We start from the raw sequence: 26281 nt of genomic DNA on the forward strand, positions 1-26281 counted from the left end.
CTCCTGGTTCAGTTCGGGCCGAGGAAGACCGAGGTGTAGCTGTCCTTTTCCCGCCCGCCGGTCTCGCTGAGCGTGAAGGTCAGCGGGGTGGAGGCGGCGGTGACCGACGCGCGCGGCGCCTTCACGTAGACGCGGTAGGTGGCGACGCTGTCGGGGGCGGCCTTGATGTGCATGCCGCCGGCCTGCTCGTGCTCGCCCTCGCCCTCGCCGATCACGTTGACCTCGGCGCCGGGCAGGCCCTTGACCGCCAAGTCGTAGACGCGGTCCTCGCGCGACTTGTTGGCGACCTTGAAGGTGTAGCCGTTGCGGATCGACCCGTCGGACAGGGTGACGAACAGCGGCGCGCGGTCGCGCAGCACGGCCACGTCGGTGTGCGAACGGTTGGTGAAGACCACGGTCATCAGCGTCAGCACCACGCCCATGACGCCCAGATAGATCATGGTGCGCGCCCGCATCACCGGCACCTTGTAGGCGGCCTTGGCGGGCGCGGGGGCGGCGAGGTTGGCCAGCGTGTCGAACTTGATCAGGCCCAGGGGGCGGCCGACCTGCATCATGATGCTGTCGCAGGCATCCACGCACAGGCCGCAGTTGATGCAGTCCGCCTGCTCGCCGCTGCGCACGTCGATGCCCATGGGGCAGACCTGGACGCACTGCCCGCAGTCGATGCAGTCGCCGAGGCCGCGCGCCGCGCGCTCCTCCCACGTTTCCGACTTGCGCTTCGGCCCGCGGCTGTCGCCGCGCTCGGCCTGATAGGTGACGACGAGGCTGTGCTCGTCCAGCATCGCGGTCTGGATGCGCGGCCACGGGCACATGTAATAGCACATCTGCTCGCGCGCCCAGCCGGCCATGCCGTAGGTGCTGAACATGAACAGGCCGAGGAACGTCAGCGCGTCGCTGGAGACGTTCAGCGTGGCGATGTCGGTCGCCAGTTGCGGCGCGTCGGTGAAGTAGGCGCAGAAGCCGAAGGCCGACACCGCGCTGACCAGCAGCCAGAAGGCGTGCTTGCCCGCCTTGCGGCCGATCTTCTTCGCGGTCCACGGCGCGCGTTCCATGCGGATGCGTTCCGCCCGGTCGCCTTCGAAGAAGTGCTCGATGCGGATGAACAGGTCGGTCCACACCGTGTGCGGGCAGCCGAAGCCGCACCACACGCGCCCGGCCAGCGCGGTGGCCAGGAACAGGCCCACGGCGGCGACGATCAGGATGCCGGTCAGGTAGTAGATCTCCTGCGGCCAGATCTCGATGCCGAAGATGAAGAAGCGGCCCTGCGTCAGGTCGAACAGCACCGCCTGCCCCGGCGCGTCGGCGCCGCGGTCCCAGCGCAGCCACGGCGTGACGAAGAAGATGCCCAGCAGCACCGCCAGCACCGCCCACTTCAGGCGCCGGAAATAGCCCGACACCGCCTTCGGGTGAATCGTCTTGTGGACTTCCCACAGGGGCGGGGGGGCGGTCGTGGGCTTGGGCGTGCTTCCGTCGGGCATGGTGCGCCTGTGCAGTGCAGCAAGTGGAGGAAAGGCGGCGAACCTAATCGAAGCGGGTTTCCGGATCGTTGATCCGGATCAAGCAACCAGACAAAAACGCCGGGCCCGTCTCATCCTTTCGGATGCCTCCGGGCGTCCGGCGGCGGAAATAGCCGTGGGTTGCAAGGCCGCCGCCGCCTTGGTCCACTCACCCTGGAACGGTTCAAGCGAAAATGCCGCATGGCAATTTGCCCGACGGGGGCCGATTGTTGGTCGCGATTATTACGGATGCTTTCAGCCCTTACCTTGACCGAGATCAACCCGGGCGGGCGAGGAGGTCGTTAGTGTGCCGGCCAAGCCCGCCGGTATTTTGGAGACATTCGAATGACATCGATCACCGCGCGCGTCGACGCGATCACGGCGCTGGACACCGCTTGGCGGGGCGCCCGGCCGCCGGTGCCGCGCAGCGTGAAGATCGAGCTGACGGCGCGCTGCGACCTGCAGTGCTTCTTCTGCGCCACCGGCTACAAGCTGCGCGACAAGGCCGACATCGACTGGGGCCTGCTGACCCGCCTGCTGAAGGAGATGCGCGAGGCCGGCGTCGAGGAGATCGGCCTGTTCTACCTGGGCGAATCGATGCTGTACCCGAAGCTGGCGGAGGCGATCCGCTTCGCCAAGCATGAGTGCGGCTACCCCTACGTCTTCCTCACCACCAACGGGCGCCTCGCCAAGCCGGAGAAGGTGCGCGCCTGCATGGAGGCCGGGCTGGACAGCCTGAAGTTCTCCATCAACGCCGCCGATCCCGAGCAGTACAAGCAGGTCACGCGCGTCGACGCCTTCGACAAGGTTCTGGCCAACCTGAAGGCGGCGCGCGGCGTGCGCGACGAGGTGCTGGCGGCGACGGGCCACCGCTGCGGCCTGTACGCCTCCTCCATCCTCTACGACGGCGAGCAGCAGGAGCGCATGGCCGCCACGGTGGCGGAGATCGTGCCTTATGTGGACGAGCACTATTACCTGCCGCTGTACAACCAGGCCGGCTTCACGGCCGGCGCGCACGGCACCAAGCCGGTGGCCGGCAACATCGGCCGCGTCGGCGCGCTACGCGAGCCGCTGCCGTGCTGGGCGGTGTTCACCGAGGGGCACGTGACCTACGACGGCAAGCTGTCGGCCTGCTGCTTCGACCACGACGGCCGCTTCGACATGGGCGACCTGATGACGACCTCGTTCACGGACGCGTGGCACAGCGAGGCCTTCACGGCCCTGCGCGCCGCCCACCTGAAGAAGGACGTCACCGGCACCGTGTGCGAGCGCTGCATCGCCTACCAGCAGGGGGAGGCGTGACATGACCGCCGACGCCCGCGTCCTGGAGGCCTTGCGCACGGTCGTCGACCCGGAGATGGGCATCGACGTGGTCGAACTGGGCCTCGTCTACGGCATCGACGTGCACCCGGCCGGGACCATCGACGTGCGGCTGGGCGTCACCTCGCCGGCCTGCCCGCTGGGCGACTATCTGTGCGAGACGGCCGAGGACGCGGTGCGCGCCGCCGTGCCGGAGGCGCCGGGCGTCACCGTCGACCTCGTCCTCGACCCGCCCTGGACGCCCGCGCGCATGACCGCCGAGGCGCGCCGCCGCCTGGGCTGGCCGGAGGAGGGCTGAGGCCATGACGGCCGCCGCGGCCCCCACACCCGCACCGGCCCCCGCCCGCGCCTCCGCCGCCGCGCTGCGGGCGCGGCGGCTGCCGTTGCTGGCGCTGGGCTTCGTGGCGCTGGCGGGCGGCGTGCTGGCCGGGCTGGCACGCCTGGGCTGGGTGGTGCCGCTGCCGCACGCCGACATGGCGCTGCTGCACGGGCCCCTGATGGTGTCCGGCTTCTTCGGCACGGTGATCGGGCTGGAGCGCGCCTCGGCGCTCGGGCACCGCTGGGTGTTCCTCGGGCCGCTGGCTTCGGGGCTGGGCGGGCTGGCGCTGGTGGCCGGGTTGCCGGTGCCGGCGGGGGCGGCGCTGCTGGTGGTGGCGTCGGCGGTGCTGACGGTGGCGTCCTGGCGCGTCTGGCGGTTCCAGCCGGCGGGCTTCACGGCGACCATGGCCGGGGCGGCGGCCTGCTCGCTGGTGGGCAACCTGCTGTGGCTGCTCGGCGCGCCGGTCCAGGCGGCGGTCGTCTGGTGGATGCTGTTTCTCGTCCTGACCATCGCCGGCGAGCGGCTGGAACTGAGCCGCTTCCGCCCGCCCAACCGCTGGGCCGCTCCCGGCTTTGCCCTGATCGTCGCGGCGCTGGCCGGCGGCGGGGTGCTGGCCGTGGCGGAGCCCGAGGCCGGGCTGCGGCTGGCCGGCGTGGGGCTGGTGGGGCTGGCGGCGTGGCTGGCCCGCTTCGACGTGGCGCGCCACACCGTGCGCGGTACGGGCCTGCCGCGCTACGTGGCGGCGTGCCTGCTGTCGGGCTACGCGTGGCTGGCGGTGGCCGGCGCGCTGGCCGCCGGGGCGGGGGAGGGGTTCTACGACGCGGCGCTGCACGCGCTGTTCCTGGGCTTCGTCTTCGCGATGGTGTTCGGCCACGCGCCGATCATCCTGCCGGCCGTGCTGCGCCTCGCCGTGCCGTTCGGCAACGTCCTCTACCTGCCGCTGGCGGCACTGCACCTGGGCGTGGCCCTGCGCGTGGCCGGCGTACTGTCCGACGATCTTCCGCTGCGCCAGTGGGGCGGGGCGGCGAACGTCGCCGCCATCGCGCTCTTCATCGTGCTGACCGCGTCGCGCGTGTTGAAGCGGCGGTGACCGGGTGGGATTTGTCCCTACCCGATCGGGTGGTGCCCCGATGCCGGCGATTTGATAGAGATCATCGCGGGCCGCCCCCGCGTGCGGCCAACTCCGCGCACGGAGGGGGAGGGCCATGAAGTACGTCGACGAGTTCCGGGATGCCGCGCTGGCGCGCGCCGTGGCCGAGACGATCCGGCGCGAGGTCGATCCCGCCCGCAGCTACCACGTCATGGAGTTCTGCGGCGGCCACACGCACGCCATCGCGCGCTATGGCATCCCCGACCTGCTGCCGCCCAACGTGCGCCTGATCCACGGGCCGGGCTGCCCGGTGTGCGTGCTGCCCGTCGGGCGCATCGACGACGCCATTGCCATCGCGCGGCGCCCCGGCGTGATCCTGTGCACCTACGGCGACGTCATGCGCGTGCCCGCGTCGGAGCGCATGAGCCTCATCAAGGCGAAGGCCGAGGGGGCGGACATCCGCATGGTGCTGTCCACCACCGACGCGCTGAAGGCGGCCGAGGCCAACCCGGATCGCGAGGTGGTGTTCTTCGCCATCGGCTTCGAGACGACCACGCCGCCCACCGCCGTCGCCCTTCAGGTCGCGAAGGCTAAGGGGCTGAAGAACTTCTCGGTCTTCTGCAACCACGTGCTGACCCCGTCGGCCATCGCCAACATCCTGGAGAGCCCGGAGGTGCGCGAGCTGGGCACCGTGCCGCTGGACGCCTTCATCGGCCCGGCGCACGTGTCCACCGTCATCGGCAGCCGCCCGTACGAGTACTTCGCCGAGGAGTACCAGAAGCCCGTCGTCGTCGCGGGGTTCGAGCCGCTGGACGTGATGCAGGCCATCCTGATGCTGGTCCGCCAGATCAACGAGGGCCGGGCGGAGGTGGAGAACCAGTTCATCCGCGCCGTGACGCGCGAGGGCAACCGCAAGGCGCTGGCCCTGGTGGCCGAGGTGTTCGAGCTGCGCCGCAGCTTCGAATGGCGCGGCCTGGGGCTGGTGCCCTACAGCGCGCTCCGGATCAAGGAGCCGTACGCGGCCTGGGACGCCGAGCGGCGATTCGCCATCCCCGGCGCCATGGTGCCCGACCACAAGGCCTGCGCCTGCGGCGCCATCCTGCGCGGCGTCAAGAAGCCGACCGACTGCAAGCTGTTCGGCACCGGCTGCACGCCGGAGAACCCCATGGGGTCCTGCATGGTGTCGGCGGAGGGGGCGTGCGCGGCGCACTACACCTACGGCCGCTTCCGCGACCATGTGGCGGGGGCCGCCTGAGATGCGCCTGCTCCTCCTCGTCCACGCCTTCAACAGCCTGGCGCAGCGCCTGTACGTCGAACTGGCCGAGCGCGGGCACGAGCTGACCATCGAGTTCGACGTCAACGATTCGGTGACGCGCGAGGCGGTGGACCGCTTCCGCCCCGACGTGGTGCTCGCCTCCTTCCTCAAGCGCGCGATCCCGGAGGACGTGTGGCGGCGCGTGCCCTGCCTCGTCGTGCATCCCGGCCCGCTGGGCGACCGCGGCCCGTCGGCGCTGGACTGGGCGGTGCTCGAAGGACCCAGCAAAGAAAATGGGGGCCGCTGGGGCGTCACCGTCCTGCAGGCGAACGCGGAGTTCGACGCGGGCGACGTCTGGCGCTCGATATCCTTTCCCATGCGCGAGGCGCCCAAGGCCAGCCTGTACCGGCACGAGGTGACGGAGAACGCCGTCGCGGCGGTGCTGGGCGCGCTGGACCGGCTGGGGCAGGGCGGCGGCCCGACGCCGTTCGACCCGGCCGACCCGCAGGCCTTCGGCAAGCCGCGCCCGGCCATGCGACAGGCCGACCGCGCCATCGATTGGACCCGCGACGACACCGCCACCGTGCTGCGCAAGATCCGCAGCGGCGACGGCGTGCCGGGCGTGCGTGACGAGGGCATCAGCCTGTTCGACGCCCACCCGGAAAGCCGCCTGACGGGCGCGCCGGGCGCCTGGATCGCCCGTTGGGAGGGCGCGGTGTGCCGTGCCACCGTCAATGGCGCCGTGTGGATCGGGCACATGAAGGCGCCGTCTACGGATCCGCAGAACCCGTCCCTGAAGCTGCCCGCCACCATGGTTCTGCCCGGCGCAGCGGACCTGCCGGAGGTGCAGGGCGATTACCGCGACCTGTGGTACGAGGAGGCGGACGGTGTCGGATACCTGCACTTCCCCTTCTACAACGGCGCCATGGGTGCGCGGCAGTGCGAGCGGCTGCGGACCGCGCTGGAATCGGCGCTGGCGCGCGACACGCGCGTGCTGGTGCTGATGGGCGGCGAGGATTTCTGGAGCAACGGCATCCACCTCAACCTGATCGAGGCGGCGGCCAGCCCGGCCGACGAATCCTGGCGCACCATCAACGCCATCGACGACGTGGCCCGCGCGCTGATCTCCGCGACGGGCAAGGTGACGGTGGCGGCGCTGTCCGGTAACGCCGGGGCCGGCGGCGTCTTCCTGGCGCTGGGTGCCGACTTCGTGTGGGCGCGCACCGGGGTGGTGCTGAACCCGCACTACAAGGGGATGGGCAACCTCTACGGCTCCGAATACTGGACCTACACGCTGCCCCGCCGGGCCGGCGCGGAGAACGCCCGGCGCGTCACCGAGGCGCGCCTGCCCATGGGCACGCCGGAGGCGCGCCGCCTGGGCCTCGTCGATGCCGCGTTCGGCACGACGGTGGCGGAGTTCCGCGCCGAGTTGGCCGAGCGCGCCCGGGCGCTGGCGGCCGATCCGGCGCTGCCCGCCCTGCTGGCCGACAAGCGCCGCCGCCGCGCCGACGACGAAGCCGCCAAGCCGCTGGAGCAGTACCGGGCGGAAGAGCTGGAGCGCATGCGCTTCAACTTCTACGGCTTCGACCCCAGCTACCACGTCGCCCGCTACAACTTCGTCTTCAAGGTGCCGAAGTCGCGCACGCCGCTGTATCTGGCACGGCACAGGAGGATGGGGTAGGGCGCGGGTGCCCCCTCCCGGCTTCGCTGGCGCTCAGCCACCCTCCCCCTCTTCGAGGTGGAGGGTTATGGGGTGGCGGCGGCAGTCCCCTCCACCGCAACGCGGGGGAGGGTTAGGGAGGGGGCAGAACGTCGCCAGCAGCGCGGCTGACCGGGCTCAATCCAGCACCACCCGCAGATCCCGCTCCACGTCGTCGATCAGCGTGTCGGGGTGGCAGTAGTTGCGCAGCCGTTCGATGGAGCCGATGGTCACCGTGCGGCCCTTGATGGAAATGTCCTGCTCGATCAGGGCGGCGAAGGCGCGCGACAGGTTTTCCGGGGTCATGCCCAGGCGGCTGGCCAGCACCTGCTTGTTGGTCGGCAGGTCGAACGTGGCGCCGTCCACCGGCGGCTCGGCCATGTGCAGAAGGAAGGCGGCAAGGCGCTGGGTGGAGGTGCGCAGCTTCAGATCCTTCACCTGCCGCACCATGCGCCGGAACTGCACGGCCAGCGACGCCAGCATCGACAGCGCCAGCTTCGGCTGCAGCGCCAGCTGCTCGCGCAACGCGCGGGCCGGCAGCATCAGGATCTGCGAGGGCTCCAGCGCCTTGGCCGACATCAGGTAGGGCGTGTCGGTCAGCGCCGCGGCCAGCAGGAAGCTGTCCACCGGCGTCAGGATCTCGATCACAGTTTCGCGGCCGTCGTTGGTGCTGCCGTACATCATCACCGACCCTTCGACCAGCACGTGCAGGAAGTCCGGCCGCTCCCCCTGCTCGAACAGCACGGTCTCGCGCGGGAAGCGTTGCAGGAGGGCGCCGGCCGTCACCGTGCCCAATTGGTCCTCGTCCAGCCCGTCGAAGCAGGGCAGCGCCCGGATGATCTCCAAATCCCTGGTCCGCATGGGTCCCGTCTTCCCCCCGCTTGATGTTGCCGGCATCATAGACTGCCGGTTCCGCCCCGCAGAAACCTAGCCGTTCGTCTGATTGGAATAGATCCTAAGTTATAACGGAGCGCCATGGATACAGCATGGCATGGCCGCCGCGCAGCAGACTTGACATTCGTCAAGCGAGGATACGAAAACAAGCTAGTCTTAAGTAGCCAAGGGTCAATATTTGGTATTATTTGCCAAGTAAGTGCGACATAATGGCCAGTACTTTGCGCGCTTGACCGCGGTCAAGCGTCCGGGAAGGCCCGGCGACAGAATGCCCCCACAGAGACTAGGGACTGACAGGGGGTGTTCATGACGAACCTCGACACCGTCACGCCCGCACAGCAGACGCGGGCGCTCACGCTCAGCACGGTGGCGTTCACCGTGTGCTTCGCCGTGTGGACGATCTTCGCGATCATCGGCGTGCAGATCAAAAAGGACCTCGGCCTCACCGACACGCAGTTCGGCCTGCTGGTCGGCACGCCGATCCTGACCGGTTCGCTGTCCCGCCTGTTCCTGGGCATCTGGACCGACCAGTACGGCGGCCGTATCGTCTACGTCGCCGTCATGGTCGCGGCCGCCATCGCCACCTACCTGCTGACCTGGGCCTACGACTACCCGACCTTCCTGCTGGCGGCCCTGGGCGTGGGCATCGCCGGCGGCGCCTTCGCGGTGGGCATCGCCTACACCTCGCGCTGGTACCCGAAGACGAAACAGGGCACCGCGCTGGGCATCTTCGGCATGGGCAACGTCGGTGCCGCGGTCACCAAGTTCGCCGCCCCCTTCGTCATGGTCTCCTTCGGGTGGAAGACGGTGGCGCTGGTGTGGGCCACGGCGATCCTGGTGATGGCGGTGGTCTTCTGGTTCACCACCGAGGACGACCCGGTCCTGCAGGAGCGGCGCGCCAAGGGCCTGCCCGTGGAATCGACGGCGATGCACCTGTCGCCGCTGAAGAACCTGCAGGTCTGGCGCTTCTCGCTCTATTACTTCTTCGTCTTCGGCGGCTTCGTCGCGTTGGCGCTGTGGCTGCCGCGCTACTACATCGGCGCCTACGGGCTGGACATCACGACGGCCGGCATGCTGGGGGCCGCCTATTCGATCCCCGCGTCGGTCTTCCGCGCCTTCGGTGGCGTGCTGTCGGACAAGATCGGCGCGCGGCGGGTCATGTACTGGACCTTCGGCGTCTCGGTGATCTGCACCTTCCTGCTGTCCTATCCCAGCACGCACTACGTGGTGCAGGGCATCAAGGGCCCGATCGAATTCGCCTTCGCGCTCGACTTCATCTCCTTCACGGTCATCGCCTTCGTCCTGGGCTTCTTCATGTCGCTGGGCAAGGCGGCCGTGTACAAGCACATCCCCGTCTACTACCCGAACAACGTCGGCTCGGTGGGCGGCATCGTCGGCCTGATCGGCGGCCTGGGCGGCTTCATCCTGCCCATCGCCTTCGGCGCCATGAACGACATCACCGGCGTGTGGACGAGCTGCTTCATGCTGCTCTTCCTGATCGTCGCCGTCTCCTTCGTGTGGATGCACCTGGCCATCCAGCGCATGGAGCGCCGCCACGCCCCCGAGCTGGCCAAGCTGCCCGAACTGCCGGAGCTGGAAGGCATCAACGCGGCCCCGCGGCCCAAGGCGGCCGGTGCATCCCTGCCGGACGGTGCGGCCGCCGGCAACGCCTGATCCCCCGCGCCGCCACACAATAACGAGGAAACCCCACCATGACCTATGCACCCGCGACGGTGCGTGCGTCCGACACCGTGGCCGACTGGCGGCCGGAGGACGCGACGTTCTGGGAGGCCACGGGCAAGCGCCTGGCGTGGCGCACCCTGTGGATCACCACCGCCAACCTGACCATGGCCTTCATCGCGTGGTTCCTGGTGTCAGCGCTGGTGGTGCGGCTGCCCAACATCGGCTTCACCTTCACGCCCACGCAGCTGTTCTGGCTGACGGCCATGCCCGGCCTCGCCGGCGGCTCCCTGCGCATCGTCCACACCTTCCTCATCCCCATCTACGGCACGCGCCGGGTGGTGGGCTGGTCGACGCTCAGCCTGCTGATCCCGCTGGTGGGCCTGTTCTATGCGGTGCAGGACACGGGCACGCCGTTCTGGGTGCTGATGGTGCTGGCCTTCGCGGCCGGCCTGGGCGGCGGCAACTTCTCCTCCTTCATGCCGTCGACCAGTCTGTATTTCCCCAAGCGCCTGCAGGGCACCGCGCTGGCGATCCAGGCGGGTGTCGGCAACTTCGGCGTCAGCGTGGTGCAGTTCCTCACGCCCTGGATCGTCGGCGCGGCCCTGGTCGGCGGCACCGTGCTGGGCGAGCCGCAGGTGTTCACCAAGGGCACCGCGCAGTCGCCGATCTGGCTGCAGAACGCCGCCATCATCTACGTGCCCTTCGTCGTGGTCTTCGGCCTGATGGCCCTGACCATGCTGAAGAGCGTGCCTGTGCGCGCCAACGTGCGCGAGCAGATGGACATCTTCGGCAACAAGCACACGTGGCTCATGACGTCGCTCTACGTCATGACCTTCGGCTCCTTCTCCGGCTTCTCGGCGACCTTCCCGCTGCTGATCAAGCAGGTCTACGGCGGCCTGCCGGGCGCGCCGGACCCGCTGGCCTACGCCTTCTACGGCCCGCTGATCGGCTCCGCGCTGCGCGTCGCCGCCGGCCCGATCTCCGACAAGCTGGGCGGGGCCATCGTGACCCACGTCGCCGGCATCGGCCTGCTGGCGTGCACGATCGCCGTCACCTTCTTCACCGCACCCACGTCGATGGAGACGTTCCCGTACTTCGTCGGCTGCATGCTGGGGCTGTTCTTCTTCGCCGGCATCGGCAACGCGTCGACCTTCAAGCAGATCCCGATGATCCTGCCGCCGCGCCAGGCGGGCGGCGTCATCGGCTGGACCGGCGCGGTCGCCGCCTACGGCCCCTTCATCTTCGGCATGCTGTTCGGCGCGTCCTTCGCCGCCACCGGCTCGCCCAACGCCTTCTTCTTCGGGGCGGCCGTCTTCTACGTGATCAACATCGCCATCAACTGGTGGTTCTACACCCGCAAGGGTGCCGAGGCCCCGTGCTGACCTCGCCATCCCAAGAGTTCAGGGAGTAAAACGATGAGTCATTTCCTCGATCGCCTGATGTTCTTCAAGAAGAACGTCGGCACCTTCGCCAACGGCCACGGCGTCGTCACGCAGGAGGACCGCTCCTGGGAGGAGGCGTACCGGAACCGCTGGCGGCACGACAAGATCGTGCGCTCCACGCACGGGGCGAACTGCACGGGGTCCTGCTCCTGGAAGATCTACGTCAAGGGCGGCATCGTCACCTGGGAGACGCAGCAGACCGACTATCCCCGCACCCGCGCCGGCCTGCCGAACCATGAGCCGCGCGGCTGCCAGCGCGGCGCCAGCTACTCCTGGTACCTCTACTCGGCCAACCGGGTGAAGTACCCGCTGATGCGCTCGCGCCTGCTGCGCCAGTGGCGCATGGCCCGGCGCACGCACAAGGACCCCGTGGAGGCGTGGAAGTCCATCACCGAGAACCCCGCCGCCAGCGCCGACTACAAGTCCTTCCGCGGTCGCGGCGGCTTCGTGCGCACCACGTGGGAGGAGGCGCTGGAGCTGATCGCGGCGGCCAACCTCTACACCTCCAAGACCTGGGGCCCGGACCGCGTCGCCGGCTTCTCGCCGATCCCGGCCATGTCGATGGTCAGCTACGCCGCCGGCTCGCGCTACCTGTCGCTGTTGGGCGGCACGTGCATGAGCTTCTACGACTGGTACTGCGACCTGCCGCCCTCGAGCCCGCAGACCTGGGGCGAGCAGACCGACGTGCCGGAATCGGCCGACTGGTACAATGCCAAGTTCCTGATGATGTGGGGCTCCAACGTGCCGCAGACGCGCACGCCGGACGCCCACTTCATGTCGGAGGCGCGCTACAACGGCACCAAGACCGTGGTGGTCACGCCGGACTATTCCGAAGCCTCCAAGTTCGCCGACCTCTGGCTGCACCCGCAGCAGGGCACCGACGCGGCGCTGGCCATGGCCATCGGCCACGTGATCCTGAAGGAATGGCATCTGGCGCAGAAGAGCCCGTATTTCGAGGACTACTGCCGCCGCTACACCGACATGCCGTTCCTGGTCCGCCTCGTCAAGCAGGGCGACCACTACGTGGCGGAACGGCTGCTGCGCGCGTCCGACTTCAAGGGCGACCTGGGGCAGGCCAACAACCCGGACTGGAAGACGGTGGCCATCGACGAGGCGACCGGCCGGATCGTCGTGCCGCACGGCTCCATCGGCTTCCGCTGGGGCGAGAAGGGCAAGTGGAACCTGAAGGACGAGGACGACACCGGGTCCAAGCAGCCCCTCAAGCTCACCCTCATCGACGCGCGCGACGACGTGGCGGGCGTGGCCTTCCCCTACTTCGGCGGCCGGGTGAGCGAGCACTTCCGCGGCACCGAGCACAATGAAGTCCAGGTCCGCAACGTGCCGGTGAAGAAGGTGGCGTTGAAGGACGGGGAGGCGCTGGTCGCCAACGTATTCGACCTGTTCATCGCCAACTACGGCATCGACCGGGGCCTGGGCGGCGGCAACGTCGCGAAGGACTTCGACGACGACGCGCCCTACACGCCGGCCTGGGCCGAGCGGGTGACCGGCGTGCCGCGCGCGCAGACCATCACCACGGCTCGTGAGTTCGCGGAGAACGCGCACCTCACGCATGGCAAGTCGATGGTGATCATCGGCGCCGCCATGAACCACTGGTACCACATGGACATGAACTACCGCGGCATCATCAACATGCTGGTGATGTGCGGCTGCATCGGCCAGGAGGGTGGCGGCTGGTCGCACTACGTGGGGCAGGAGAAGCTGCGCCCGCAGCCAGGCTGGACGGCGCTGGCCTTCGCGCTCGACTGGGGCCGCCCGCCGCGGCAGATGAACTCCACCTCCTACTGGTACGCGCACACCGACCAGTGGCGGTACGAGAAGCTGCGGCTGGACGAGATCCTGTCGCCGACCACCGACGTCAAGGTCTCCGGCAGCCTGATCGACTTCAACGTCCGGGCGGAGCGCATGGGCTGGCTGCCCTCCTCCCCGCAGCTTGAGTTGAACCCGCTGGAGCTGACCAAGGCCGCGGCGGCCGCGGGCAAGGACGCCAAGGACTACGCGATCGAGCTGCTGAAGTCCGGCGCCATGCGCATGAGCTGCGAGGACCCGGACGATCCCAAGAACTTCCCGCGCAACCTGTTCGTCTGGCGCTCCAACCTGCTGGGCTCGTCCGGCAAGGGGCACGAGTATTTCCTGAAGCACCTGCTGGGCACGCAGAACGCCGTCATGGGCGGCGACATCGGCGCGCTCAACGAACCGAAGCCCGAGGAAGTCGTCTGGCACGCCAACGGGCCGGAAGGGAAGCTGGACCTGCTGGTCACCATCGACTTCCGCATGTCGACGACCTGCGTCTACTCCGACATCGTGCTGCCCACCGCCACCTGGTACGAGAAGAACGACCTCAACACCTCCGACATGCACCCGTTCATCCACCCGCTGACCGCGGCCGTGGACCCGGCGTGGGAGGCGCGTTCGGACTGGGAGATCTTCAAGGGCATCGCGAAGAAGGTCTCCGAACTCGCGCCCGGCCACCTGGGCGTTGAGAAGGACCTCGTGCTGGTGCCGCTCCAGCACGACACGGCGAACGAGCTGGGCCAAGCACTGGACGTCAAGGACTGGCGCAAGGGCGAATGCGACCTGATCCCCGGCAAGACGGCGCCGGGCATGGTCGTGGTCGAGCGCGACTACCCCAACCTGTACAGGCGCTTCACCTCGCTCGGGCCGCTGATGGAGAAGCTCGGCAACGGCGGCAAGGGCATGGCCTGGAAGACCGGCGATGAGGTCGAGTTCCTGAAGGAACTCAACGGCACCGTCACCGAGGAAGGCCCCACCCAGGGCCTCGCGAAAATCGAGACGGACATCCAGGCCTGCGAGGTCATCCTGACGCTCGCACCCGAGACCAACGGGCACGTGGCGGTGAAGGCGTGGGACAGCCTGTCCCAGACCACCGGCATCGACCACACCCACCTCGCCATCCCGCGTGAGGACGACAAGATCCGCTTCCGCGACATCGTCGCCCAGCCGCGCAAGATCATCTCGTCCCCCACGTGGTCGGGCCTGGAGAGCGAGAAGGTCTGCTACAACGCCGGCTACACCAACGTGCACGAGCTGATCCCCTGGCGCACCCTGACCGGCCGCCAGCAGCTCTACCAGGACCACCCCTGGATGCGCGCCTTCGGCGAGCAGCTGTGCGTCTACAAGCCGCCCGTGGATTTGAAGACGATCAAGGCGGTGATCGACCAGAAGTCGAACGGCAACCCGCAGCTGGTGCTGAACTGGATCACCCCGCACCAGAAGTGGGGCATCCATTCCACCTACACCGATAACCTGCTGATGCTCACGCTGTCGCGCGGCGGACCCATCATCTGGATCGGCGAGGAGGACGCGAAGAAGGCCGGCATCGAGGACAACGACTGGATCGAGGCCTACAACCTGAACGGCGCCATCGCGGCCCGCGCCGTGGTCAGCCAGCGCGTGCCCGTCGGCATGTGCCTGATGTACCACGCGCAGGAGAAGATCGTGAACGTTCCGGGGGCCGAGACCTCCGGCCAGCGCGGCGGCATCCACAACTCGGTGACGCGCACCGTCACCAAGCCGACGCACATGATCGGCGGCTACGCCCAGCAGTCCTACGGCTTCAACTACTACGGCACCGTCGGCGCCAACCGCGACGAGTTCGTCATCATCCGCAAGATGAACAAGGTCGACTGGATGGAAGACCCGGCACCGATCACCCAGGCCGCCGAGTAAGGAGTACTGAGATATGAAGATCCGCGCTCAGATCGCGATGGTCCTGAACCTGGACAAGTGCATCGGCTGCCACACCTGTTCGGTGACCTGCAAGAACGTCTGGACCAGCCGTGAAGGCGTCGAATACGCCTGGTTCAACAACGTCGAGACCAAGCCCGGCATCGGCTATCCCAAGGAATGGGAGAACCAGGACCGCTGGAACGGCGGCTGGGTCCGCACCGCCGGCGGCAAGCTGCAGCCGCGCATCGGCTCCAAATGGCGGGTGCTGGCGAAGATCTTCGCCAACCCCGACCTGCCGGAGATCGACGATTACTACGAGCCCTTCACCTTCGACTACCAGAACCTGCAGACCGCGCCCGAGAGCAAGACCATGCCGACGGCGCGCCCCGTCTCGCTGATCACCGGCGAGAAGATGGAGAAGATCCACTGGGGCCCGAACTGGGAGGAAATCCTCGGCGGCGAGTTCTCCAAACGCTCGAAGGACAAGAACTTCGACGGGATCCAGAAGGAGATCTACGGCCACTTCGAAAACACCTTCATGATGTACCTGCCGCGCCTGTGCGAGCACTGCCTCAATCCGGCGTGCGTGGCCTCCTGCCCGTCGGGCTCCATCTACAAGCGTGAAGAGGACGGCATCGTCCTGATCGACCAGGACAAGTGCCGGGGCTGGCGCATGTGCGTCTCGGCCTGTCCCTACAAGAAGATCTACTACAACTGGCAGTCGGGCAAGGCGGAGAAGTGCACCTTCTGCTTCCCGCGCATCGAGGTGGGCCAGCCCACCGTGTGCTCGGAAACCTGCGTCGGCCGCATCCGCTACCTCGGCGTCCTGCTCTACGACGCCGACCGGATCGAGGAGGCGGCATCGGCCATCGGCGACAACGAGCTGTACCAGAAGCAGCTCGACCTCTTCCTCGATCCCAAGGACCCGGCGGTGATCGAGCAGGCCCGGCGCGACGGCGTGCCCGAGGCGTGGCTGGAGACGGCGCGCAACTCGCCCGTCTACAAGATGGCGATGGAATGGAAGATCGCCTTCCCGCTGCACCCCGAATACCGCACGCTGCCGATGGTCTGGTACATCCCGGCGCTGTCGCCCATCCAGGGTGCGGCGGAGAAGGGCCACATCGGCTTTGTCGACGGCCTGCCGGACATCCGCTCGCTCCGCATCCCCGTCAAGTACCTCGCCAACCTGCTGACGGCGGGCGACGAGGAGCCAGTGATCCAGGCGCTGAACCGCATGTACGCGCTACGCATCTACCAGCGCGGCCGGTCGGTCGAGGGCCGGCTGAACACGGACGTGCTGCGCAAGGTCGGCCTGACGGCGAACCAGGTCGAGGAGATGTACAACATCCTCGCCATCGCCAACTACGAGGACCGCTTCGTCATCCCGACCACCCACCGCGAGTACGCCGAGAACACCTTCGACCTGCGCGGCTCGTGCGGCTTCAGCTTCGGCAACGGCTGCTCCGACGGCTATTCGGAGGGCAACCTGTTCGGCACGCGCAAGCCGCGCACCCGCTCGCTGGAGGAGGCCAAGTGATGCTGACCTACAAGGCCCTGGGTGCCCTCCTCACCTACCCGGAGGAGGACCTGATCGCCGGCCTGGACGAGGTGATGGCGGCGCTGCGCGCCGACGGGCTGCTCGACGCAACCCACCTCACCGGCCTCGCCGTCCTTGTCGAGGATTTGAAGGCGACCGACCTGATCGACGCGCAGGAGCGCTACGTCTCCCTGTTCGACCGCTCCCGCACGCTGTCGCTGCACCTCTACGAGCACGTGCACGGGGAGGGCAGGGAGCGCGGCACCGCCATGGCGACGCTGGTGGAGCTGTACCGCTTCCACGGCTTCGACATGGCCGCGCGCGAGCTGCCGGACTATCTGCCGCTGCTGTGCGAATTCCTGTCGCTGGTGGACGACGCGGTGGCCCGCCGGGTGATCGCCGACGCCGTCTCGGTCCTGGCGGCGCTGAGCCGCCGCCTGACGGAGCGGGAGACGCCCTACGCCGCCGTGCTCCAGGCCCTCGTCCACCTGTCCGCCAAAGCCGCCGACGCCGCGGAGGTGGAGGCGATCCTCGCATCCACGCCCAAGGATGCCGACAGCCTGGAGGAGCTGGACAAGGTCTGGGAGGACGCCCCCGTCACCTTCGGCCCCGGCGACGCGCTGGCCTCCTGCCCGATGGTTTCCAAACCCGCGCACCGCGCCGCCTGAGCGCGCCGAGTGCTTGGATCCGGAGAATTCACCATGTCCCACGCATTCCAGTTCCTGTTCGGCTACCTGCCCTACGTGGCGCTGACGGTCTTCTTCGTCGGCAGCCTGATGCGCTTCGACCGCGAGCAGTACACCTGGCGCAGCGGTTCCAGCCAGATGCTGCGCAAGGAGAGCCTGTCGCGCGCCTCCAACCTGTTCCACATCGGTATCCTGCTGCTGTTCGCCGGCCACTTCGTCGGCCTGCTGACGCCGCCGGAGGTCTACCACGCCTTCGGCCTGTCGGCCGGCGGCAAGCAGCTTCTGGCCTGCGTGGCCGGCGGCGTCTTCGGCACGCTCTGCCTCGTCGGCCTCACGCTGCTGCTGCGCCGCCGCCTGACCGACCCGCGCATCCGCAAGACGTCCTCGTCCATGGACATCGCCATCCTGGGCATCCTGTGGGTGCAGCTTGTGCTGGGCCTGATCACGGTGCCGCTGTCGCTGGGCCACCTGGACGGCGGCATGATGCTGAAGCTGGCCGACTGGGCGCAGCGCATCGTCACCTTCCGCGCCGGTGCGGCCGAGCAGATCGTCGGCGTGCCCTTCGTCTACCGCCTGCACCTGGTGCTGGGGATGGTGATCTTCATCCTCTTCCCCTTCTCCCGCCTCGTGCACATCTGGAGCGCCCCGGTCGGCTACCTCGGCCGCAGCTACCAGATCGTCCGGACCCGCTTCCGTCACGTCTGACGCCCAATCTCCCTCCCCCGCCCAGCGGGGGAGGGCCGGGGTGGGGGCACGTCTTCCCACCACAACCACTTCCCACCTTGAAAAGGCCCCCGCCATGTCGATCACCGTGAACGGCATCGCCATTCCCGACGCCGCCGTGGACCAGGAGGTCCAGTACCACCCCGCCCCGACGCTGGACGCGGCGCGGGTCCAGGCGGCGCAGGCCCTGGTCGTCCGCCAGTTGCTGCTGCAGGAAGCCGCGCGCCTGGGCATCGCCGGCACGCCGGAATCGGATGGCGAAACGGCCGAGGAGGCCACTGTCCGCGCCCTGCTGGAGCACGCCGTCACCGTGCCCGAGGCCGACGAGGCCGCCTGCCGCCGCTACTTCGACAACAACGCCGCAAAGTTCCGCAGCCCCGACATCTACGAGGCCGCGCACATCCTCTTCCCGGCGGCCCCCGACGACGAGGACGCCCGGCGCGACGCCAAGCAGAAGGCGCTCGACACCATCCAGATCCTGGTCGAGCAGCCGGAGCGCTTCGCCGAACTGGCGCGTGCCCTGTCCGCCTGCCCGTCGAAAGAGCAGGGCGGCAGCCTGGGCCAGATCACCCGCGGCCAGACGGTGCCGGAGTTCGAGACGTTCCTCGTCCACCTGCTGCCCGGCACGCTGTGCCCGGTGCCGGTGCCCACGCCCTTCGGCTACCACGTGCTGCGCCTGGACCGCCGCATCGACGGCCGCGACCTGCCGTTCGAGATCGTGCGCGAGCGCATCGCCGAATACCTGCATGAATCCAGTTGGCGCCGCGCCGTGCACCAGTACATCCAGGTCCTCGCCGGCCGCGCCGAAGTGAGCGGCATCGCCATCGACGCCGCCGCTTCGCCGCTGGTGCAGTAGCGCCGTAGGTTGGGTCGAGACCCAACGTCCCCGCCGTGGCGGGCGCGTTGGGCTTTCGTCTGCGGCTCGACCCAACCTACGCCTGTTCTGCCTCCGGGCACGCCCGGCGCACCCAGGCGCCAGCGTCCTCGGCCGGCATGGGGCGGGCGAAGAAGTAGCCCTGCGCATAGTCGCAGGACAGCGTGCGCAGGTGGTCGGCCACCGGCGCCGTCTCCACCCCCTCGGCCACCACGTCGAAGCCGCAGGTGTGCGCCACGGTGATGATGGCGCGCAGGATGGCCTCGCCCTGCGCCGAATGGTGCAGGTCCTGAAGGAAGGAGCGGTCGACCTTCAGGCTGTCCGCCGGCAGGCGCGTCAGGTAGCTCAAGGACGAATAGCCGGTGCCGAAGTCGTCGATGGCGATGTGCACGCCCAGGTCGCGCAACGCCTTCAGCGTGGCGATGCCCTGCTCGGCGTGCGCCATCACCGCACCCTCGGTCACCTCCAGCTTCAGCAGGCGGGCCGGCACGCCGGCCTCGTCCAGCATGCGCCGCACGTCGTCCACAAGGCCGGGTTCGGCCAGCTGCACCGGCGACAGGTTGACGCTCATGAACGGCGCCGGATGGCCGGGGCCGCACAGCGTGCGCCACTCCGCCAGCTGCCGGCAGGCGCGCTCCAGAACCCAGCGGCCGAGCGTGACGACGAGGCCGGTGCTTTCCGCCACCGGGATGAACTCGACGGGGGAGACCGGGCCGCGCTCCGGATGGGTCCAGCGCAGCAGCGCCTCGAACCCCTGCAAGGCGCCGCGTTCCAGATCGACGATCGGCTGGTAGACCAGCGACAGCCCGTCGCCGCGCATCAGCGCGGCGCGCAGGTCGTGCTCGATCCGCGTGGTCCAGACCAGCTGCTCGCGCATGCCCGCCTCGAACCGCACGGCCCGCCCGCCGCCCAGGGAACGGGCGTGGGCGACGGCGATCTCGGCGTCGCGCAGCAGGTCCTCGGTGGCCCAGTCGCCGGGCTCGGTGCTCGCAATGCCGATGCTGGCCGACAGCGGCACGTTGCCGCCGTCGCCGGCGCGCGTGCGGCGCAGCAGGGCGCCGATGCGGGCGAGGTGGACGTTCAGCACCGCCTCGTCCGGCGCCGGGTCGAACAGCAGGCCCAGCGTGTGGTCGGCGATGCGCGCCAGCCGGGCCGCCCCGGCGAAGGCGCCCATCAACCGCGCCGCCAGCCCGGCCAGCGCGTCGCTGGCGAAGTCGTGCCCGAAGCTGTTGCGCAGATTGTCGAAGCGGTCGATGTCGATGGACAGCAGCGTCACCGCCCGCCCCCCGGCCCGCGACTCGGCGAGGATGCCCAGCAGGCTCTGGCGGTTGGCGAGGCCGGTTTCCTGGTCGCGGTAGGCGAGGTCGATCAGCTCCCGCTCCAGCCGCTTGCGGTCGGAGATGTCGCGCACCGACGCGGTGAACAGCCGCCGGCCGGACACCGTCGTCTCGGTCACCGTCAGCTCGACCGGGATGCGCCAGCCGTCGGCGCGTTGCGCCTCCACCTCCACGCGGTGGCCCAGCAGGTCGGCCCCGCCGCCCTCCAGGCAGCGCGCGATCGCCTCGACCTCCGCGGTGCCGGTGTCGGCCGGGAAAATGACCTCGCACGCCTTGCGGCCCAGAACGTCGGCGCGGGCGTGGCCGAAGATGCGCTCGGCCGCCGGGTTGAACTCCAGGATGCGGCCGTCGGTGTCGATGGCGATGACGCCGTCCAGCGCGCCGTTGACCACGGCGGCCTTCAGCGCCTCGCTGGCGTGCCGTTCGGCCTCGGCCAGATGGTGTTCGGTGATGTCGTGGATGAAGACGGCGTAGCCGTCCTGCCGGCCGTCGGCGTGCAGGTTCGGCGTGTAGACCCGGCGCACGTAGCGCCGGCCCTTGCCGGGATAGTCGACCCACTGTTCGAGTTGCGCGGTGGAGCCGGCCAGCGCCGTGTCGGCCAGCGGCCTCAGGTCGCGATAGAGCGCGTCGCCCAGCACCTCGCGCGCGGTGCGGCCGATCAGCTCCCCCTGCGGCAGGCCGACGAACTCGCAGTAGGAGCGGTTGGCGTAGCGGTAGCGGCGGTCGGCGCCGTACAGCGCCACGCGCACCTCGGCGGAATCGAGCAGGCGGCGCAGCTGCTCCAGCTCGCCCGACTGGGGGCTCCAGGCACCGGCTTCCCGGCGCAGCGGGCGCTGCGCGTCCAGGAACGGTTCCTTGTCGACGAGCGCGCCCATGCCTATCCCCAGGCCATTCCCCAATGGTTATAAGGGGAAAGTATCACATTGCCGCCGCCCCGTCGCCGCCGACGAACGCAGCACCCGCGCGGTCGTGGAAGAATCCGTTGGCCAGCGGCGCCCGGTCGATCATGCCCGCCAGCTCCGCCGCCACCTCGGCCCCGCCGCGCCGGCCGTCCAGCGCATCGCGGAACAGCGAGGATACCCGGACCATGTCCACCGTGTGTGGTGACAAACGGAAGCGACTCACGCCCATCGCGCGCAGCTCGTCCAGCTCCGACGCCAGGCAGAGGTAGGTGTGCGACAGCGTCTGCAGCCCGTTCACCGCCAGGAAGGGCTGAGCGTCCAGCGTCTCCACGTCCATGCCGTCGGCGTCCTGGCCGCAGACGAACTGGCAGCCGTCCTTGTGCAGACCGTGCGCGCGGGCGTGGTAGCAGCGGGCCGATATGGCCAGCGGCACCCGGCCGAACACCTGCGCCTCCACCGCCACGCCGTGCCGCGCGGCTTCCGCCGCCAGCGCCTTCAGCGACGGCGCCGGCAGTTCCGGGGCCAAGCTGACGGCGGTGGCGCCGCGCGCCGCCAGCCACGCCAGCGTCGCCTCGTTGTAGACGTTGACGAACGGCCCCACGAGGTGCGGCCGGCCGGCCAGCTGCGCCACGGCGCCCAGGTCGTTGGCCTCCACCAGCAGGTCTTCCGTGCCGACGAGGCCGCGCACGGCGGCGCGCTCGCGCTCGGTGGTCACCAGAATGGGGCTGGCGAGGATCACCTGCTTGCCGGCGGCGGTCAGCCGCTCGATCACCTCGGGCAGGGCGTCTTCGAAGAAGGGGGCGCGTTTGGAGCACACCACCTCGCCCAGCGTGACGACGTCCACCGGCGCCTCGTCGGCGATGCGCGCGTAGAAGTCGCGCCACTGGTCGACCGGCCAGTTGAACAGCACCGGGCCGAGGGTGAGCAGGGGGGGTGTGGTCATTCCGGTTATCCTGTGCTTGACCTCATTGCCCCTCTCCCTTGAGGGGAGAGGGGTTGGGGTGAGGGTGGTTGCGGCTCGGAGAGCCGGAAAAGAGTCTTTGTCCGCCCTGCCGGGCGTAAATTCCCCTCATCCCAACCCTTCTCCCTCAAGGGGAGAAGGGCTTGCAGAGCGCTTCGCGACTTACCGCCAGGAGCGCTGGTAGGCGCCGGCGGTGTCGCGCGAGCCTTCGATGACGGCGTCCAGGTCGACGTGGGGCACGGTCCCGCTGCGCTCGAACGCGTCGATGGCCTGCCGGTAGGTGGACACGACCGAGGCGATGTAGGCCTTGCCGCGCTGCCGCCCCTCGATCTTCAGCGCGTGCACGCCGGCTGCCTTCAGTTCGGGCAGCAGGGCCAGCGCGTTCAGGCTGGTCGGCTCCTCGAACAGGTAGGACGCGCGCCCCTGCGCGGCGAAGCGGCCCTTGCACAGGGTGGGGTAGCCGGCCGGCTCGTCGGCGCCGAAGACGTTGACGGTGAAGCCGCCCAGCCGCGACACCAACTCGTCCCCGCGCGGCTCGTAGCGCACGTGGCTGGCGGGGGAGCATACCCCCTGCTTGTTGGGCGACAGGCCGGTGGCGTAGGAGGACAGCGAGCAGCGCCCCTCCGCCATCGGGCAGAGGCCGCCGAAGACGAACACCTCCACCTCCACCGGGGCCTGCGCCGTCAGGCCCTTGATGTCGGCCACGGTCAGCACGCGCGGCAGCACCACGCGCTGCACGCCGAACGCCTCGTGGAACAGGCCGATGGCCTCCGGGTTGGCGGCCGACGCCTGGACGGACAGGTGCAGGCGCAGGCTGGGGTGCTTGCGCGCGGCGTAGTCCAGCAGGCCCAGGTCGGCCATGATCACGGCGTCCGCACCCAGGCGCGCGGCGTCGTCCACCGCGCGGTGCCAGGGGCCGGCGTTCCCGGCGGCGGGGTAGGTGTTGATCGCCACGAACACCTTGCGACCGCGCGCGCGGGCGTAGCGGATACCCTCCGCCAGTTCGTCGCGGGAAAAGTTCAGTCCGGGGAAGTTGCGGGCGTTGGTCTCGTCGCGGAAGCCGCAGTAGACGGCGTCCGCCCCGGCGTCCACCGCCGCGCGGAGTGCGGCCGGCGTGCCGGCCGGGCAGATCAGCTCGAAGCCGGCCATGCTCACGCCCCCCGGCCGGGCCGCTGGCCCTGCTCCACACGCCGCTCCAGCGTATCGAGCCGGGTCAGCACGGGGCCGAGCAGCAGCCGGCGCGCGTTCTCCAGCACGCCGGCCGCCCGCGCCGCGTGGCGCCGCAGGCGCGGCACCGCGTGGCGCAGCGGGCCGCCCAGCGCCGCGAGGTCCGAGACGAGGTCGATCTCCTCGCCGTCCAGCGCGTTGCGCAGCGCCACCACGATCGCGGTGTCACCCTCGATCCGCAGGGTGCGGCGGAAGAACAGCGCGTCGCCGTCGATGCGCCCCTCCAGCAGGTCCATCAGCGCCGGCAGCGGCCCGCGGATGGCCGCCTCATGTTCGGCCGTCGCACGGTCGGCGATTCGCAGGCGCACGGTGGGGCCGACGGTCAGCAGGAAGGCCACGGGCTGGTCCACGGGGTCGAGCAGCACGCGCGCCTCCGGCATCTCGGCCAGCGTGGCGAAGGCGCGCGGGTGGCTGCGCGCCAGCACCAGCAGCAGCCGGTCCAGCACCGGCGCGGTCACGCCCGTGCCCAGCCGCGCCGCGGCGCGCAACGCCACCCCGGCGGCCAGCACTTCCATGCGGCGCACGGCGTCCTCGTCCCTCACGTGATCAGGCATGTCGGCGCGTTCCTTTCGGCAGCATCATCGTCCATCGATCCGACGATTACTTCGGCGGCTTCAATTGTCGGCGATAGTCGGTCGCGCAGCAAAAGCGCCTCCTTGATCCCGGTCAAGCGGCGGATCGCCGCAGGCCCGTATCGTCCGTCCTGCGGTTGCCGGGTCGGGCCATCAGTACTCGCGGATTGTCCGTGGAGCTAATGTATGCCGGGCCGGCAATTGACTTTTGTCAGTTCTTGATTTCGATCAAGCAGGAGAGGGGCGATGTTCTCCCCCGACGCCGCCTTCGGATCGCGCGACCGGCTGCTGCCGGCCGGCGTGCCCTTCGGGTTCTTCGCCGCGGCGCTGGCCTTCCATGCCGCCGGCTGGCTGCTGTTGCTGCTGGGCGGCGAGGCGCTGGTGGGATTCCGCGGCGGGCCGGGTGCGGTGCTGGCGGCGCTGCACCTGTTCACGCTGGGCGTGCTGGCGATGACCGCCATGGGGGCGTCCTACCAGCTGCTGCCCATGGCCACCGTGCGCCCAGTCGGGTCGGTGCGCTGGGCGTGGGCCAGCTTCGCGCTGTCGGCGCCGGGCGTTGCCCTGTTCGCCGCCGGGCTGGCGCTGTGGCAGGATGCGCTGGCGGCGCTGGGCGGCGTGCTGGCGGCGGCCGGGCTGGCCGTGTTCGCGGTGCTGATGGCCGCCAACCTGCGGCCGGGCGGCATGACCATGCCGGAGATGCGCGTGGTGCGCCACTACGCCTGGGGTGCCCTGGCGTCGCTCGGCGCGGCGGCCGGGCTGGGGGTGGCGCTGCTGTGCGACCTGCGCCTGGGCTTCCTGCCGGACCACGGCTCGCTGGCCGGCGTGCACCTGGGGCTGGCGCTGTTCGGCTTCATGGGGATGCTGGCCGCCGGATTCTCGACCATCCTGGTGCCGATGCTGGCCCTGGGCCCGGCGCCGTCGGTGCGACTCGGCCACGCCTCGGCGATGGCGGCGGAGGTGGGGCTGGCGCTGCTGGTGGCGGGCGCCGTCCTGCCGGGGCCGTGGCCGACGGTGGCGGCGGTGCTGTGCGGCCTCATGGCCGTGGCGCTGCACCTGACGGCCATGCGCGCGGTGCTGAAGGCCCGCATGCGCAAGCGCCTGGGCACCGCCTTCCTGCTGATCCGCACCGCCTGGGCGGTGCTGCCGGTGGCGCTGGCGCTGGCGCTGCTGCCGGCGCTGGGCATCGACGCCTTCAACGCGCCCACCGTGTTCGTCGTGCTGGCGGTGTTCGGCTGGCTGCTGACCTTCCTGTTCGGCGTGCTCCAGCGCATCGCGCCCTTCCTGGCTTCCGTGCACGCCACGGTGCCCGGCGGCCGGCCGCCGCTGGTGTCGAAGCTGACGCCGGAGCGGCCGCTGAAGGTCCACGCCGCGCTGCACCTCGCCGCCGTCGCCCTGCTGGTGGCCGGCAACCTGCTGGACGTCGAGGCGCTGGCCCGCCTGGGTGCGCTCAGCGGTGCGGGCGGGGCGGCGGCCCTGCTGATCTTCGCCTTCGCCGTTCGCTGCCGGGCCGTCGACGCCTGGCGGGCGGCGCTGTCCAAAACCCGTTCCAACCCCGGAGACCTTGCATGCTCCACATGACCTCGCGCATCGGCGGGATGCTGCACGACGACCATCTGGCGACGCTGCGCGCGCTGGAAGACCTGGACGAACTGCTGGAGCGCCAGGGCGACGCGCCGCCCGACCTCTCCAAGGGTGCGGCGCGCGACGTGCTCACGGCGATGACCGGCATCGTGCGCGACGAGGTCGGCCGCCACTTCGGCTTCGAGGAGGAGCACCTGTTCCCGGTGCTGCGCGCCGCCGGGCAGGCGGGCATGACGCAGCTCCTGATCTCCGAACACCGCGCCATCCTCCCGGCCGCCGAGGCGGCGGGCACGCTGGCGGTGCAGGCGCTGGCCGCCGGCGCGTTCGAACCGGCGGCGTGGCGCGACTTCGCCGAGCACGCCCGCGAGTTCGTGGAGCGCGAGATGTTCCACATCCAGAAGGAGGAGATGGGCCTGCTGGCCGCCATCGCCGCCCTGGTCGGCCCCGACGACGACGCGCGTCTGGCCGAGACGTTCAAGGCGCTGGCGTAGCGACGCTCACACCGCCCAGGCGAGTGCGGCGTAGCGCGCCGCCTTGCCCAGCGTGACCAGCGGCAGGAACAGCCGCAGGTCGACGCGCAGGATGCCGGCCACCAGCGTCAGCGGGTCGCCGACGACCGGCATCCAGGCCAGCAGCAGCGACCACACGCCCCACCGCCCGTACCAGCCGGTCGCGCGGTCGAGCATGGCCGGCGTCACCGGGAACCAGCGCCGGTCGCGGAAATGCAGCAGGTAGCGCCCCAGCACCCAGTTGATGGTGGAGCCCAGGACGTTGCCCGCCGTCGCCACCGCCACCAGGACGACCGCGTCGTAGCCGGACGCGCGCAGGCCGACCAGCACCAGCTCCGACTGGGCGGGCAGCAGCGTGGCGGCGACCAGCGCCGCCAGGAACAGGCCGCCGTAGGCGGTGAGGTCGCTCATCATCCGGTCACCCTAACCCTCCCGCGCCGCCGTGGGGGAGGGGACTTTTGCGGCG

Annotated in this window: 22 protein-coding genes; 14 read left to right on the plus strand and 8 right to left on the minus strand. The window is 69.8% G+C overall.

What is annotated here, in order from left to right:
- Nucleotides 1-8: 8 nt before the first annotated feature.
- A complete protein-coding gene (ccoG, locus tag VED21_RS17165; protein WP_324884166.1) occupies nucleotides 9-1478 on the minus strand; it encodes a cytochrome c oxidase accessory protein CcoG in 1470 nt (489 codons plus the stop codon).
- 363 nt (nucleotides 1479-1841) lie between these two features.
- On the opposite strand from ccoG, the gene VED21_RS17170 reads away from it, so the two are divergent.
- The 5 genes from VED21_RS17170 to VED21_RS17190 all read left to right on the plus strand — a co-directional run bounded on the left by VED21_RS17170 (nucleotide 1842) and on the right by VED21_RS17190 (nucleotide 7161).
- Nucleotides 1842-2798: a radical SAM protein gene (locus tag VED21_RS17170; RefSeq protein WP_324884168.1), complete on the plus strand. Its 957-nt coding sequence runs from the start codon at nucleotides 1842-1844 to the stop codon at nucleotides 2796-2798.
- Between the two features lies 1 nt (nucleotide 2799).
- Nucleotides 2800-3114, plus strand: a complete 315-nt coding sequence (locus VED21_RS17175) for a metal-sulfur cluster assembly factor (RefSeq protein ID WP_324884170.1) — start codon at nucleotides 2800-2802, stop codon at nucleotides 3112-3114.
- Nucleotides 3115-3118: 4 nt separating this feature from the next.
- Nucleotides 3119-4225, plus strand: a complete 1107-nt coding sequence (locus VED21_RS17180; protein WP_324884172.1) for a hypothetical protein — start codon at nucleotides 3119-3121, stop codon at nucleotides 4223-4225.
- A gap of 115 nt (nucleotides 4226-4340) precedes the next feature.
- Nucleotides 4341-5480: a hydrogenase formation protein HypD gene (gene hypD, locus VED21_RS17185; RefSeq protein ID WP_324884174.1), complete on the plus strand. Its 1140-nt coding sequence runs from the start codon at nucleotides 4341-4343 to the stop codon at nucleotides 5478-5480.
- 1 nt (nucleotide 5481) lies between these two features.
- On the plus strand, nucleotides 5482-7161 hold the full coding sequence (locus VED21_RS17190; RefSeq protein WP_324884176.1) for a hydrogenase maturation protein: 1680 nt from the start codon (nucleotides 5482-5484) through the stop codon (nucleotides 7159-7161).
- Nucleotides 7162-7317: 156 nt separating this feature from the next.
- Here VED21_RS17190 and VED21_RS17195 read toward each other — a convergent pair whose 3' ends face one another.
- A complete protein-coding gene (locus VED21_RS17195; RefSeq protein ID WP_324884178.1) occupies nucleotides 7318-8040 on the minus strand; it encodes a cyclic nucleotide-binding domain-containing protein in 723 nt (240 codons plus the stop codon).
- A gap of 339 nt (nucleotides 8041-8379) precedes the next feature.
- On the opposite strand from VED21_RS17195, the gene VED21_RS17200 reads away from it, so the two are divergent.
- From VED21_RS17200 to VED21_RS17230, 7 genes are all read left to right on the plus strand, one after another.
- Nucleotides 8380-9747, plus strand: coding sequence for a nitrate/nitrite transporter (locus VED21_RS17200; RefSeq protein WP_324884180.1), 1368 nt, complete (start codon nucleotides 8380-8382; stop codon nucleotides 9745-9747).
- A 38-nt stretch (nucleotides 9748-9785) separates the two neighbouring features.
- The gene (locus tag VED21_RS17205) at nucleotides 9786-11138 is read left to right on the plus strand and encodes a nitrate/nitrite transporter (protein WP_324884183.1); all 1353 of its coding nucleotides are present in this window, start codon (nucleotides 9786-9788) and stop codon (nucleotides 11136-11138) included.
- A gap of 33 nt (nucleotides 11139-11171) precedes the next feature.
- A complete protein-coding gene (locus VED21_RS17210; RefSeq protein WP_324884185.1) occupies nucleotides 11172-14906 on the plus strand; it encodes a nitrate reductase subunit alpha in 3735 nt (1244 codons plus the stop codon).
- A 13-nt stretch (nucleotides 14907-14919) separates the two neighbouring features.
- The gene (gene narH, locus VED21_RS17215; protein ID WP_324884187.1) at nucleotides 14920-16443 is read left to right on the plus strand and encodes a nitrate reductase subunit beta; all 1524 of its coding nucleotides are present in this window, start codon (nucleotides 14920-14922) and stop codon (nucleotides 16441-16443) included.
- Complete coding sequence (gene narJ / locus VED21_RS17220) at nucleotides 16443-17111, plus strand: nitrate reductase molybdenum cofactor assembly chaperone (RefSeq protein WP_324884189.1); 669 nt, start codon at nucleotides 16443-16445, stop codon at nucleotides 17109-17111. The genes narH and narJ overlap by 1 nt, the downstream gene beginning before the upstream one ends.
- 33 nt (nucleotides 17112-17144) lie before the next feature.
- Nucleotides 17145-17834 (plus strand): respiratory nitrate reductase subunit gamma, encoded by a 690-nt coding sequence (gene narI, locus VED21_RS17225; protein WP_324884191.1) that lies wholly within the window; start codon nucleotides 17145-17147, stop codon nucleotides 17832-17834.
- A gap of 94 nt (nucleotides 17835-17928) precedes the next feature.
- A complete protein-coding gene (locus tag VED21_RS17230) occupies nucleotides 17929-18708 on the plus strand; it encodes a peptidylprolyl isomerase (RefSeq protein ID WP_324884193.1) in 780 nt (259 codons plus the stop codon).
- Between the two features lie 76 nt (nucleotides 18709-18784).
- Here VED21_RS17230 and VED21_RS17235 read toward each other — a convergent pair whose 3' ends face one another.
- The 5 genes from VED21_RS17235 to VED21_RS17255 form a co-directional block, all read right to left on the minus strand.
- Complete coding sequence (locus VED21_RS17235; protein ID WP_324884195.1) at nucleotides 18785-20938, minus strand: putative bifunctional diguanylate cyclase/phosphodiesterase; 2154 nt, start codon at nucleotides 20936-20938, stop codon at nucleotides 18785-18787.
- Nucleotides 20939-20981: 43 nt separating this feature from the next.
- A complete protein-coding gene (ubiV, locus tag VED21_RS17240; protein ID WP_324884197.1) occupies nucleotides 20982-21908 on the minus strand; it encodes a ubiquinone anaerobic biosynthesis protein UbiV in 927 nt (308 codons plus the stop codon).
- A gap of 180 nt (nucleotides 21909-22088) precedes the next feature.
- Nucleotides 22089-23075, minus strand: a complete 987-nt coding sequence (ubiU, locus tag VED21_RS17245) for a ubiquinone anaerobic biosynthesis protein UbiU (protein WP_324884199.1) — start codon at nucleotides 23073-23075, stop codon at nucleotides 22089-22091.
- 2 nt (nucleotides 23076-23077) lie between these two features.
- A complete protein-coding gene (gene ubiT / locus VED21_RS17250) occupies nucleotides 23078-23707 on the minus strand; it encodes a ubiquinone anaerobic biosynthesis accessory factor UbiT (protein ID WP_324884201.1) in 630 nt (209 codons plus the stop codon).
- Nucleotides 23692-23823: a hypothetical protein gene (locus VED21_RS17255; RefSeq protein ID WP_324884203.1), complete on the minus strand. Its 132-nt coding sequence runs from the start codon at nucleotides 23821-23823 to the stop codon at nucleotides 23692-23694. Before VED21_RS17255 ends, ubiT begins: the two co-directional genes overlap by 16 nt.
- Nucleotides 23824-23971: 148 nt before the next feature.
- Here VED21_RS17255 and VED21_RS17260 point away from each other — a divergent pair, with 148 nt between their 5' ends.
- Complete coding sequence (locus VED21_RS17260) at nucleotides 23972-25303, plus strand: hypothetical protein (RefSeq protein ID WP_324884205.1); 1332 nt, start codon at nucleotides 23972-23974, stop codon at nucleotides 25301-25303.
- Complete coding sequence (locus tag VED21_RS17265) at nucleotides 25291-25797, plus strand: hemerythrin domain-containing protein (RefSeq protein WP_324884207.1); 507 nt, start codon at nucleotides 25291-25293, stop codon at nucleotides 25795-25797. Before VED21_RS17260 ends, VED21_RS17265 begins: the two co-directional genes overlap by 13 nt.
- A gap of 6 nt (nucleotides 25798-25803) precedes the next feature.
- Here the strand turns inward: VED21_RS17265 and VED21_RS17270 are convergent, their stop codons facing one another.
- Nucleotides 25804-26226 (minus strand): YqaA family protein, encoded by a 423-nt coding sequence (locus VED21_RS17270; protein WP_324884209.1) that lies wholly within the window; start codon nucleotides 26224-26226, stop codon nucleotides 25804-25806.
- Nucleotides 26227-26281 lie beyond the last annotated feature (55 nt).

Origin of the sequence: Azospirillum sp., from assembly GCF_035627195.1 — a bacterium.
Taxonomy (GTDB): Bacteria; Pseudomonadota; Alphaproteobacteria; order Azospirillales; family Azospirillaceae; genus Azospirillum.